The sequence below is a fragment of the Arthrobacter sp. FW306-06-A genome (assembly GCF_021870055.1).
Classification (GTDB): domain Bacteria; phylum Actinomycetota; class Actinomycetes; order Actinomycetales; family Micrococcaceae; genus Arthrobacter.
The window spans coordinates 3,455,205-3,466,976 of record NZ_CP084552.1 but is presented as its reverse complement, the minus strand read 5'-3'; the positions used below and the strand labels follow the sequence as shown (position 1 = coordinate 3,466,976).

The window sequence follows — 11,772 nt, the reverse complement described above, 5'->3', positions numbered from 1 at the left end:
CCATTCCTTGTCGAACAATGTGCGATATTTCGAACGGTGCACGTAGACTGGAAGCCGCGCTAGGCCATCGCGCCCCAAACGAAAGGACTTCACGTGCCCCGCTTGACCCCCGCCGTCGTCAGGAGCCTCGACGTCCTGGAGCTTTTCATGGACGCCCGCCACGGGCTTTCCGCACCCGAAGTGGTGCAACGGACCGGCCTTCCCCGGACCACCGTCCACGAACTGCTCACCACCCTGACGGAGCGCAAATACCTCCGCCGGGACGATGCCACGGCCACCTACCACCTGGGGCTGAGCGTCTTCCGGCTGGGCAACGCGTTCGCCGAACGGCTGGACCTGCACGCCGTCGGGCTGCGCATTTCCCAGTCCGTGGGCAGGGAGTGCGACGAGACCGTGAACGTGGGAATCCTCGACGGCGCGGACGTGGTGTACATCTGCAAGGTGGACAGCACCCAGTCCGTGCGCATGGTCTCGCGCATGGGCGGCCGGCTTCCGGCGAGCTGCACCGCCGTGGGCAAGGCCCTTCTGGCGTACCTGCCGGACGCCGAACGCAAGCGCATCATCACAAAGGGCCTTGCCAAACTGACCCCCAACAGCATCACTGAACCCCACGCGCTCGCCAACGTCCTGGACGAGATCCGTGCCTCCGGGCTGGCCTTCGAGTCCGGGGAGTCCACGCCGGACGTTTCCTGCGTGGCGGCGCCGGTCCGGGACCACACCGGCGCCGTGGTGGCGGCCCTGAGCGTCTCCGTTCCGGACATGCGCTGGAACCAGCGCCCGGTGGAGGAGTGGTCTGCATTGGCGGCCGACGGCGCTGCCCGCTTGAGTGCCGAGCTCGGCTACCGCTGACGGCCGGGGGAGCGGGGCGAACCCCTGGCGGTCAGCCGGCCAGTGCCACATGATCGCCCGAAATGCCAGCCGTGGACTTGACGCCCAGCAGCTGCATGGACCGTACGTACTGGGAGCGCAGGATCTTCACGGCATGGGCGGCGCCGCGCTCGCCGCCGGCCATCAGGCCGTAGAGGTAGGCCCGGCCCACCATCGCCGCATCCGCTCCCAGGCCGACGGCGGCCAGGATGTCACTGCCGGACATGATGCCGCTGTCGATCAGCACCGTGGGGTTGGATCCCAGGGCCTCGCGGACCTGTGGCAGGATCTTCAGGATGGTGGGCGAGCGGTCCAGCTGCCGGCCCCCGTGGTTGGACAGGACCACGCCGTCGCAGCCCAGCTCGATAACCCGTTCCGCATCCTTGACCGTCTGGATGCCCTTGACCAGCAACTTGTGCGGCCACACTTTACGCAGCCAGGCGATGTCCTCGAACGTCAGGGCGGGATCAAACACCTGGTCCGCCACCTCCGCGGAATTCCCGCCAAAGCCACGGAGTGAAGCGAACTCGATGGGCGGGGTGGTGAGCTTGTCGAACCACCAGGACGGGTGCAGCGCCATGTCCGCAAAGGTCTTCGGCGACAACGTGGGCGGAATGGTCAGCCCGTCACGCAGCTCCCTGACGCGGGCACCGCCCACTTGGGTGTCCACAGTGACCATCAGGACGTCGTAGCCGCTGGTCAGCACCCGCTCCAGCAGGCCCTCCGTCTTGCTCCGGTCCTTGGCAATGTAGAGCTGGAACCAGTTGTTCCCCTCGGGCACCGCCTTGGCGAGGTCCTCCACGGTGGTGGTGCCCACCGTCGAGAGGGTGTACGGGATGTTGTTCCGCGCCGCGACCCGGGCCACCGCCTTTTCGCCGTCGTTGTGCATCATCCGCGTGTAGCCGGTGGGAGCCAGGACCAGGGGGAAGTCGATGGTGCGGCCAAAAAGCTTCGTGGACGGATCGGGATCCGAGACATCGCGGAGGACCGCCGGGGAGAACTCCACGTCACGGTAGGCCTGCCGGCACCGCGCGATGGTGATCTCTTCTTCGGCGGCGCCGTCCGTGTAGTTGAAGACAGCCTTCGGCGTGGTCTTCTGGGCCATTGCGCGAAGGTCCGCGATGGTGAACGCCCGGGCAAGCCTTCGCTGCACCGGATCCAGCTCGAAGCTCCGGAACTGGACAAGTTCACGGATCTCGGACCACTTGGGCAGTTGACGGTCCTCCATAGGGAGCAACCCCTTTCACGTTCGAAATTTAGTACAAAGGTCGGCAAGCTGGCGCTGGTGAGTCTGGCAGTTTGGTGGTTGGGCCCCGCGATCGCTGGCGGCTGCATTGCCGCTGGTGCAGGCACTTCCGTCCAAATTCCGCTTCATCGCTTGACGGTCCGGGGTGGTATCCCTAGACTCCTTTGTGTTCCCGATCACCCTACCCCAGCGAATGCTTGATCGCCACATCGACCAACGTTCGAAATATCGAACACAGAACTTGCCAAGTTGCGAGACCCACAAAGCAGTGGGCTTTCGAAAGGACCCCCAATGTCAGCAGTCCCCAACGCCGCTGCGCCCAGCGGCGGACGGATCGTCCTGCGCTCCGCCCAGGACGTCACCGACCTCATCAACAGCGGTACCCTCAAGACGGGCAAATCCTTCGCCATCACCCTCATCGCCCTGGGCGGCATCTTCCTGGACGCCTACGACTTCACCTCGGTGGCGTTCGGCCTGCCCTACATCTCCAAGGACTTCCACCTGACTCCCGAGATGCTGTCCGTGGTGTCCGCCTCCATCATGGTGGGCGCCCTCGTCGGATCCGTCTTCGGCGGGTACTTCGTGGACAAGCTCGGCCGGTTCAAGGTGTTCATGGCGGACATGGTCTTCTTCGTTGTCGCAGCCATCGCCTGCGCCGTCGCCCCGGACGTCTGGACCCTCATCATTGCCCGCTTCATCATGGGCGTGGGCATCGGCGTCGACTTCCCCGTCGCCTTCAGCTTCCTGGCCGAGTACGCCTCACGGAAGAAGAAGGGCGGCACCGTCTCCCTCTGGCAGCCCATGTGGTACGCCGCCGTCGCCTCCACCTTCGCCCTGCTGATCCCCGTGTACTTCCTCTTCCAGGGCATGCAGTGGCCGGAAAACCAGATGTGGCGCATCGTTGTGGGCTTCGGTGCCGTCCCTGCCATCCTGATCATGATCTTCCGCCAGAAGTACATGGCTGAGTCCCCGTCCTGGGCGGCGCAGAACCTGGGCCTGCACGAAGCAGCCAAGATCCTCAAGCGGACCTACAACGTGGACGCCGAAGTGGCGGAAGACGCCGTGGACCCCCGCGCCGAGCGCAAGCAGTTCCAGATGACCCTGACCCAGGCCTGGGGCAAGCTGGTGGGCAAGAAGTACCGCGGCCGCACTGGACTGGCCCTCGTCATCAACGCCAGCCAGTCCATGGAGTACTACGCTGTCGGCTTCTTCGTCGGGCAGATCGTGCTCGCCATGCTGCACACCCAGAATGTGATGACCAACATCATGTCCTCGCTCATCCTCAACGTCTGCTTCGGCGTTACCGGCGGCTTCATCGGTGCCCGCCTCTCCGGCAAGATCGGCCCGCGCAAGCTTTCACTCCTCGGCTTCTGCGGCACCTTCACCTGCATGATCATCGCCGGCAGCCTCAGCAACGTCGAAGGTGCTTGGTCCTTCATCGGCGCCCTGGTCATCGGCCTCCTGATCTTCTGCCACGCAGCAGGCCCCGGGGCCCAGGGAATGACCATGGCCACCATGTCCTACCCCACCTCCCTCCGCGGAGCCGGCACCGGCTTCACCCAGATCGGCATCCGCCTAGGAGCGATCGCCGGGCTCGTGTTCTGGCCCCTGGCCACGGCCGCCTGGGGAACCCGTGCGCTGCTGGTGCTCGCTGTTGTTCCCGCCATCGCCATCGTGGTGATCCTGATCAACAAGTGGGACCCGCACGGCCGCGACATCGACGCCGAAGACTACGAGGACCAGTCCGTGGCCGCGGTTAGTGCAAACCGCTGATTCCGGTGCCCGCAACCCCTACAAACCCTCAAGGACAACCATGAGTGCCATCACTGGCGTAATGCCGGTAGCGCCCACCATTTTCGCCGACAATGAGGAACTGGACCTCGACGGCCAGCGCAGGGTCCTGGATTACCTGGTGGACGGCAAGTCCGACGCCGTCTGCATCCTGGCCAACTACTCGGAGCAGTTCTCGCTGACCGACGAGGAACGCGAGCAGGTGCTCCGGACCACCATGGAGCACCTGGACGGGCGGCTGCCGGTCTGCGTCACCACCAGCCACTTCAGCTCGCGGATCGCCCGGGAGCGCAGCCTTCACGCCCAGGAGCTCGGCGCGGAGATGGTGATGCTCATGCCGCCGTTCTTCGGGGCCACCATGAAAGTGGACGACGACGCCGTGGTGGAGTACTTCAAGCGCGTGGCCGACGGTCTGGAGATCGACATTATGATCCAGGACGCACCGATGAGCACCACCCCGCTGTCCGTGGCCCTCCTGGCACGGATCGCCAGGGAGGTGCCGAACGTGAACTACGCCAAGATCGAGATGCCCCAGGCCGCGGACAAGCTCCGCGCCCTGGGCGCCGCGGCCGGCCCGTCGCTCCCCGGACTTTTCGACGGCGAGGAAGCCATCACGCTCATCCCGGACCTGGAAGCCGGGGCCGTTGGCACGATGAGCAGCTGCATGGTTCCGGACCAGCTGGGCCAGATCGTGCGGGATTTCCACGCAGGCGAACGGGACAAGGCGATCCACGCCTGGGAGGACCTGCTTCCGTTCATCCACTTCGAGAACCGGCAGTGCGGCCTGCGCGCCACTAAAGTCCTGATGAAGGAGGGCAACATCATTGCCAGCGACAGGACGCGCCATCCGGTGGGGGAGCTGAACCCGCATACCCGGGCGCAGCTGGTGGAGATGGCCAAACGCAAAGACCCGCTGATTCTCCGCTGGGCGTGAGGATCACAGGACGCAGGAAGAGGAAAGGGCGGGCATGCCGCGCATACTAATCACCGACTACGAATTTGAGTCGATCAGCCAAGAGCAGGCCGTGGCAGACGCCAACGGCGTTGAGCTGCTGCGGGCCAACTGCAGGACGGAGGACGATGTCCTGGCGGCTGCGGCCGATGTGGACGGACTCATCGTCCAGTACGCCCCCATCACCGAACGGGTCCTCAAGGGCCTGCCCCGGCTGAAAGCCGTCAGCCGGTACGGGGTAGGCGTGGACACCGTTGACGTCCCAGCCGCAACGGAATGCGGTGTGGTGGTGTCCAACGTGCCCGACTACGGTGTGGAGGACGTCAGTGACCACGCCATTGCGCTGGCCCTGACGCTGGCACGCGGCATCCCGGACCTGGACAGGGGAGTCCGGGCCGGGGAAACCCGGCTCGACTCGGTCAAGCCAATCCGCCGCTTCTCTTCACAGACCTTCGGCGTGATCGGACTGGGCCTGATCGGTGCGGCCACCGCAGCCAAGGCCAAGGCTCTGGGCTACCGTGCCCTGGGCTACGATCCCCTCCACACCCCGGGGACCACCACCAAGGAAGGCATCGAGGTGGTGACCTTGGAAGAACTGCTGGCCGCGTCCGACGTCGTATCCCTGCACGTGCCGTTGAACAAGCACACCCACCACTTGATCAACGCAGGCACGCTGGGGCAGTTCAAGGCGGGGGCCACCATCATCAACACCTGCCGCGGCGGGGTGATTGACACCGCGGCCCTTGTTGACGCGCTGAAGAACGGAAAACTCCAGGCAGCAGGCCTGGACGTCTTTGAGGAAGAGCCCCTTCCCCTTAACAGTGCGTTGCTGGACCTTGAGCGCGTGGTGCTGACACCGCACACCGCCTGGTACACGGAGGAATCCAGCGACGAGCTGAAGCGGCGCACCGCGGAGAACGTGGTGGATGCCGTCCTGGGCCGCCGGCCGCGCAACATCGTCAACCCTGAGGTCCTCACCTAGCCACCCCAGGTACCCGCCGGAGCGGGGCCAACAGTAAAGGCATGAACATGAACACACCGATTGAACTGATCGCAAACCCGCGGCTTGCCGCGGACATGGGACTGCTGGTCCTGCATCCGGAGGACAACGTTGGCACCGCCCTGGGGACGGTTCCCGCCGGCACCTCCGTCCCGTTCAACGGCAGTGAGTTGCTGTGCGCGGATGAGATCCCCGGCGGACACAAGGTGGCATTGCGGACCATCGAGGCCGATGAACCGGTCCGGAAATACGGCCAGATCATCGGCTTCGCGGGGCCCCTGATCAGCAAGGGCGAACATGTGCACGTCCACAACGTGGCGTACCGGGAGTTCGACCGGGCCGGCCAGGCGGGCACCGCGCTGCGGGAGACCGAATTCGTGCCCGAGGATCAGCGGGCAACCTTCCAGGGGTACCGGCGGAGCAACGGCTCCGTCGGGACCCGGAACTACATCGGCATCCTGACGTCCGTCAACTGTTCCGCGACGGCGGCGAAACTCATCGCCTCCCGGATCGAGAACAGCGGCGTCCTGGACCAGTACCCCAACGTGGACGGCGTGGTGGCGCTGACGCATTCCTCTGGATGCGGCACCGGAGGGGACGGAAACTACGGCTTCGAGGTGCTGCGCCGGACCCTCCACGGGTACGCGAACCACCCCAACTTCGCCAGCATCCTGGTACTGGGGCTGGGCTGCGAAGTCAACCAGATTGCCGGCCTCGCCACCGGGTGGTCGCTGAGCCCTGACAAGTCGATTTCCAGCATGACCATCCAGGCGCAGGGCGGCACCAAGGCCACGGTGGCGGAAGGGGTGCGGCGGATCGAGGAACTGCTTCCCGAAATCAACAAGGCACAGAGGACTGCCGTTCCCGCCTCGGAGCTTGTCCTCGCCATGGAGTGCGGAGGCTCGGACGCCTTCTCCGGCGTTACGGCCAACCCGGCGCTGGGCGCAGCCGCGGACCTGCTCATCCGGCACGGCGGCACCGCCGTATTCGGCGAAACCACGGAAATCTACGGCGCCGAGCACCTGCTCACGTCCCGCGCCGAGTCCCAGCACACGGCAGACAAGCTCATGGAACGTATCCGCTGGTGGGAACAGCACGTTACCCAGGACGGATCGTCGATCAACAACAACCCGTCCCCCGGGAACAAAGCCGGCGGACTCACCACCATCCTGGAAAAGTCCCTCGGCGCCGTGGCCAAGGGCGGGACCACCAACCTGGTGGGCGTCGTGGAGTACGCCGAACCCATCACCGCCCACGGTCTGGTCTTCATGGACACCCCGGGATATGACCCCGTCAACGCCACCGGCATGGTGGCCGGCGGCGCCCAGGTCCTCGCCTTCACCACCGGCCGCGGTTCCGCCTTTGGCTGCAAGCCCACGCCCAGCATCAAACTGGCCACCAACACCCCGCTATATGAACGCATGCGGGACGACATTGACGTGAACTGCGGGGCGGTGGCGGACGGGCAGCTGACCATCGAGGAGATGGGGCAGCAGATCTTCGACCTCATCCTGGCTGTGGCTTCGGGCCAGGAAACCAAGAGCGAAGAACTGGGTTACGGGGACAACGAGTTTGTCCCCTGGCAGCTGTCCACCGTTCTCTAGGTGCCGCCTACCGCACCGCCGAGTACCAGATCAGCAGCATGGTCAAGGAGAACCCGGTGACGTAGTTCAGCCACAGGAACCGTTCCCACCCGCGGTGGGCCTGCTCCGAGTGGCCGCGAGGTGCGGGCACTCACTGCCTGCGCCGCATCCCGGTACGATGTGCTGAGTTGTGTGGCCGGGGCGGGGGATCTTGTGGGCAGGTGGGCGGGCCGTAGGTTCTTTATGGTTGCGGGGCTGGCCGTGCTCATGGTGGCCGCCGCTACCGTCGTCTTTCTGTCCCTGAACCGCGTGGACCGGGACCCGGCAGCAGGAAACGAAGCGCAGCCCCAGGAGCAGACAGCATCGACGCCGGCGGGGCCGGATGCCGCGATCGCCGCTGCGCCGGACGCGGGGCAAGTAAAGCTGACCTGGCCGCAGGAGCATCCCCTGCGTTTGTTCTTCAGCGGCGACTCACTGACCGCCGGGGAGTTTTCGACCACGGAGGACACCTCGTTCCGGCGGCTGGTCACGGCTGGATTGGGAAAGCGTGGTGCCGTTGAGGAAGTTGGAACGTACAAGTCGGGGTACCGGCTACAGGACGTCGCCTCGGGGTTCGCGATCCCTCGGGGTGCAGGCCTTGCCGTTGTAGAACTGGGCACCAACGACCTGGTCACCAACACGGACACCGCGGTGTTCGCCCGGCAGTACAAGGAGTACCTTAACCGTGTTGCCGCGGCCTCCCCTGACGCCAAGCTCCTGTGCCTGGGCGTGTGGGCACCGGCAGCTGCTGGCAGAACCGCCGCCCTCGACGCTGCCATCACAGCAGGGTGCCATGCTCATGGCGGCCAGTTCATTTCCCTGAAGGAACTTTTTGGCACGCCGGCCAACAGGGGCCCGGCCGGTGATCCGGTGTGGCTGGGGAGCAGGGACAGCTTCCACCCCAACGATGCGGGCCATGCAGCCATCGCCGATGCCGTGCTCCAGCGGATAGCGCCATCCTGATTCCCGCCGTGCTGAAGTGAAGATCGTCGAACTCAGCGGCTTCCCGGACGGCCGGTGGATGGCCTGGCGGCCGGGTGAGGACAGCTTCGAAGACCTTGCGTGACAGCAGCCGGAGGGGAACGGCCCCCTAACGCACCGCCGCGTACCAGATCAGCAGCATGGTCACGAAGAACCCGGTGACGTAGTTCAGCCACAGGAACCGTTCCCAGCCGCGGTGGGCCTGTTCCGAGTCCTCGTCTGTGACCGAGGCGAAGGGGAGGATGCTCACCGCGTAGGGGAGCGCCAGCAGGGCTGCGAGCGGTCCCGGCCAGGGCGTCAACAGCAGCAGCACAGCGGCCAGCAGGTAGGCGGCGATTGCGAAGCGCACCGTGGCCTTGGCACCGATCACAGTGGCCACGGATCCGATGCCGCCGGCCCGGTCCGCCACCACGTCCTGGACCGCGCCGAACGCATGGCTGGCCACGCCCCACAGGAAGAACGCCCCCAGCAGCGCCCACAGCGCCGGCGTGAACTGCGCCTGCGCCAGCACCAGCCCGTACACCGCGGGGCTCACGAAGTGCGTGCTGGACGTGGCCGAGTCCAGGAACGGCCGCTCCTTGAACCGTAGCCCCGGCGCGCTGTACGCCACCACCGCGAAGATGCTGACCGCCAGCACCAGCCAGGACAGCGGGTTCCCCAGCAGGACCAGCGCCGCCAGGAACGGCACGTTGGTGCCGATCGCCGCCCGGAGCGTGACGGCGTGCATGGTCCGGTCCAGCACCGCGCCCTCCACACCGCCCTTGCGCGGGTTCCGGAGGTCCGATTCGTAGTCGAACACGTCATTGATGCCGTACATCGCCAGGTTGTACGGGATGAGGAAATACAGGGTCCCCACCACCCAGGCAACGTCGATCTCGCGTGCCGTGAGCAGGTACGCCGAGGCAAACGGGTACGCCGTGTTCACCCAGGACAGCGGGCGGGAGGACAGCAGGAGCATCCGTAAGGTTTTCATGGCCGCCTTCCCGACGGGCTGGCCTTCGACGTCCGGTCCAGCAGGATCCACAGGCCCGGCAGCAGCAGCACCGCGGCCACCGGGTACGCGAAATCCTCCAGCGGGGCCAGGCCCACCATCATCCCCGAAATCATCTCCGGCGCGTACGTGAACAGGCCGGCGGCGATCATCAGGTTGTCGAACACTGCCGTCAGGACCAGGACGACGGCGGCCGCCCCACCCGCCGCTGCCAGTGCCACCTTCCGCGTCCGGCCCCTGAGCTGCCGTACGGCCGCGGCCGTGCCCACGGCCAGGGCGGCGAGCAGGAACACCGCGTTCAGTGCCCAGTAGCTCATGAGCGTTCCTCCACTTTCTCGCCGTGCGCCAGACGGGCCGCGAGGAACCGCCGGAACAGCTGGAACAGGTTCATCACCAGGTAGCAGAGGAACACCAGGAAGATCGGCTCCTCCAGCGGCAGCTCCGGTGCCAGCTCGATCCCGATCGTCTCGTTGTGCCCGCGGAAGAAGATGCCCAGCCCGATCCCGGACAGGTCCCACGCCAGGAAGAACACCAGCCCCGCCGCCAGCACCACGGCCGCGCGCCGCGCATCCTGCCAGAAGAAGAGCCGCAGCCGCTGGTCCAGCAGCACCATGCAGCCCAGCGACACCAAAAGGAACGCCAGGTACGCAACCGCCGTCACGCCGTCGTACCTTTTGAAACTGTTCCCTCTTGTGCAGGTGCCGATGGCACTGCTGTGCCTGCCGGACGCAGCGGCGCCGGCAGCGGACCAGTGCTGGTGTCGCCGCGCAGCCGCTTGACCACCAGCTCGGCGCTGATCAGGCACATGGGAATGCCGATCCCCGGAATGGTGGACGCGCCCGCGTAGTAGAGCCCCTCCACCTTGCGGCTGACGTTGCCGGCCCGGAAGAACGCGCTCTGCTTCAGCGTGTGCGCCGGCCCCAGCGACGTGCCCTTCCACGAGTGGTAGTCGCGCTCAAAGTCCGCGGGCCCGTACATCCGCCGCACCACGATGCGCCCGGCCAGGTCCGGGATGCCCGCCCACTCACTGAGCTGCCCGATCACGGCGTCGGCCGCACGTTCCAGCCGCTCGTCGCCGCTGCCGCCCAGACCCGGATCCGGCGGGATGGGCACCAGCACGAACACGTTCTCGTGCCCGTCCGGGGCCACGTCCGGATCGGTGGCGCTGGGCTTGCACACGTACATCGACGCCGGCTCAGGGATGAACGTCTCCTTGCCGAAGATCGCCTTGAAGTTCTCCTCCCAGTCCTTGGTGAAGAGGAGGGTGTGGTGCTGCAGCTGCGGCAGCCCGCCGCGGACGCCCAGGTACAGCAGCAGGGCGCTGGGCCCGGCGGTGCGCCGCTGCCAGTACCGCTCCGGGTAGGTCTGGAGGTTTCGGGGGAGCAGCGCGGTTTCGCTGTGATGCAGGTCGGCAGCGGAAATTACGACGTCGGCCGGCAGGCTTTCCTCCGTTCCGTCACCCTTGCGGAAGCGCACCCCGCGCACGGCCGCCGGCCGCCGCCGGGAGATGATGGGCGCCGTTTCGATTTCCAGCACCTCCGTGCTGGTCCTGATGGTCACGCCGGCGTTGCGTGCCTGCTTTTCCAGCGCCTCCACCAGCCGGGCGAAGCCGCCCATGGGGTAGTAGACGCCCACCTCCAGGTCCAGGTGGCTCATGAGGTGGTACATGCTGGGCGCGGTGAACGGCGAGGCGCCCAGGAACACCGCGGGGTACTCCAGGATCTGCTGCAGGCTTGGATTGCTGACGTAGCGGCGGGCATAGCTGTGCAGCGGCTCCAGCAGCAGGCGGGCCAACCGGGGGAGCCGGGCCAGGATGTCCGGCACCAGCAGCGGGGCGAAGGACTGGAACGTGGGATACAGGAAGCGGCGCTTGGCCATGGTGTAGGTCTCGGCGGCGGAGTCCAGGTACTTCTCCAGCCGCGCACCGGCGCCGGGTTCCAGCCGGTCAAACAGCGCCACCACCCGTGCCCGCCCGGCCGGGACGTCCACCGGCTCTGCCGCGCCTTCGGAGATGAGCCGGTAGCCGGGGTCCAGCTTCAGCAGGTCCAGCTGCTCGTCGGCGGAGGTGCCCAGGAGCTGGAAGTAGTGGTCGATGACCTCGGGCATCAGGTACCAGGAGGGCCCGGCGTCGAACCTGAAGCCATCCTCACTAAACGTGTACGCCCGGCCGCCCAGGACGTCCTGCTTCTCCAGGATGGTGACGCGGTGCCCCTCGGTGGCGAGCAGGGCCGCCGTCGCCAGTCCGGTGATGCCGCCGCCGATCACCACCACCGTTTTTCCAGGTCCAGCTGTCCGTCCTGACGGAACTGCTTTCTTCACGGC

General features: G+C 66.4%; 12 protein-coding genes. 6 read left to right on the top strand and 6 right to left on the bottom strand.

Translation table 11 applies throughout. From position 1 onward, the window contains the following. Positions 1-93: 93 nt before the first annotated feature. Positions 94-849, top strand: a complete 756-nt coding sequence (locus LFT49_RS16195; protein WP_237428756.1) for an IclR family transcriptional regulator — start codon at positions 94-96, stop codon at positions 847-849. A 31-nt stretch (positions 850-880) separates the two neighbouring features. Here LFT49_RS16195 and LFT49_RS16190 read toward each other — a convergent pair whose 3' ends face one another. Further along, positions 881-2,095, bottom strand: a complete 1,215-nt coding sequence (locus LFT49_RS16190; RefSeq protein WP_237428755.1) for an alpha-hydroxy acid oxidase — start codon at positions 2,093-2,095, stop codon at positions 881-883. Between the two features lie 309 nt (positions 2,096-2,404). Between LFT49_RS16190 and LFT49_RS16185 the strand changes: the two genes are divergently transcribed. Genes LFT49_RS16185 through LFT49_RS16170 form a run of 4 tightly spaced genes read left to right on the top strand, consistent with a single transcriptional unit; the run spans position 2,405 to position 7,460 of the window. Beyond that, positions 2,405-3,886 carry an MFS transporter gene (locus tag LFT49_RS16185; protein ID WP_237428754.1) on the top strand — a complete coding sequence of 494 codons (1,482 nt, stop codon included), beginning with the start codon at positions 2,405-2,407 and terminating at the stop codon, positions 3,884-3,886. A gap of 40 nt (positions 3,887-3,926) precedes the next feature. Continuing rightward, positions 3,927-4,838: a dihydrodipicolinate synthase family protein gene (locus LFT49_RS16180; protein WP_237428753.1), complete on the top strand. Its 912-nt coding sequence runs from the start codon at positions 3,927-3,929 to the stop codon at positions 4,836-4,838. Positions 4,839-4,872: 34 nt separating this feature from the next. Continuing rightward, positions 4,873-5,838 carry a C-terminal binding protein gene (locus LFT49_RS16175; RefSeq protein WP_237428752.1) on the top strand — a complete coding sequence of 322 codons (966 nt, stop codon included), beginning with the start codon at positions 4,873-4,875 and terminating at the stop codon, positions 5,836-5,838. 41 nt (positions 5,839-5,879) lie between these two features. After that, positions 5,880-7,460, top strand: a complete 1,581-nt coding sequence (locus tag LFT49_RS16170; protein WP_237428751.1) for a UxaA family hydrolase — start codon at positions 5,880-5,882, stop codon at positions 7,458-7,460. A gap of 7 nt (positions 7,461-7,467) precedes the next feature. On the opposite strand, the gene LFT49_RS16165 is transcribed toward LFT49_RS16170, so the two are convergent. Next, positions 7,468-7,590 (bottom strand): hypothetical protein, encoded by a 123-nt coding sequence (locus LFT49_RS16165; RefSeq protein WP_336886854.1) that lies wholly within the window; start codon positions 7,588-7,590, stop codon positions 7,468-7,470. A gap of 92 nt (positions 7,591-7,682) precedes the next feature. Between LFT49_RS16165 and LFT49_RS16160 the strand changes: the two genes are divergently transcribed. After that, positions 7,683-8,441 carry an SGNH/GDSL hydrolase family protein gene (locus LFT49_RS16160; RefSeq protein WP_237428750.1) on the top strand — a complete coding sequence of 253 codons (759 nt, stop codon included), beginning with the start codon at positions 7,683-7,685 and terminating at the stop codon, positions 8,439-8,441. A 127-nt stretch (positions 8,442-8,568) separates the two neighbouring features. On the opposite strand, the gene LFT49_RS16155 is transcribed toward LFT49_RS16160, so the two are convergent. The 4 genes from LFT49_RS16155 to crtI are packed head-to-tail and all read right to left on the bottom strand — an operon-like array spanning position 8,569 to position 11,769. Beyond that, positions 8,569-9,432 carry a prenyltransferase gene (locus LFT49_RS16155; protein WP_237428749.1) on the bottom strand — a complete coding sequence of 288 codons (864 nt, stop codon included), beginning with the start codon at positions 9,430-9,432 and terminating at the stop codon, positions 8,569-8,571. Continuing rightward, positions 9,429-9,767 carry a lycopene cyclase domain-containing protein gene (locus LFT49_RS16150; protein ID WP_237428748.1) on the bottom strand — a complete coding sequence of 113 codons (339 nt, stop codon included), beginning with the start codon at positions 9,765-9,767 and terminating at the stop codon, positions 9,429-9,431. Before LFT49_RS16150 ends, LFT49_RS16155 begins: the two co-directional genes overlap by 4 nt. Next, the gene (locus LFT49_RS16145) at positions 9,764-10,111 is read right to left on the bottom strand and encodes a lycopene cyclase domain-containing protein (protein ID WP_373992615.1); all 348 of its coding nucleotides are present in this window, start codon (positions 10,109-10,111) and stop codon (positions 9,764-9,766) included. Before LFT49_RS16145 ends, LFT49_RS16150 begins: the two co-directional genes overlap by 4 nt. Beyond that, the gene (gene crtI / locus LFT49_RS16140; protein ID WP_237428747.1) at positions 10,108-11,769 is read right to left on the bottom strand and encodes a phytoene desaturase family protein; all 1,662 of its coding nucleotides are present in this window, start codon (positions 11,767-11,769) and stop codon (positions 10,108-10,110) included. The genes LFT49_RS16145 and crtI overlap by 4 nt, the downstream gene beginning before the upstream one ends. Between the last annotated feature and the right edge of the window lie 3 nt (positions 11,770-11,772).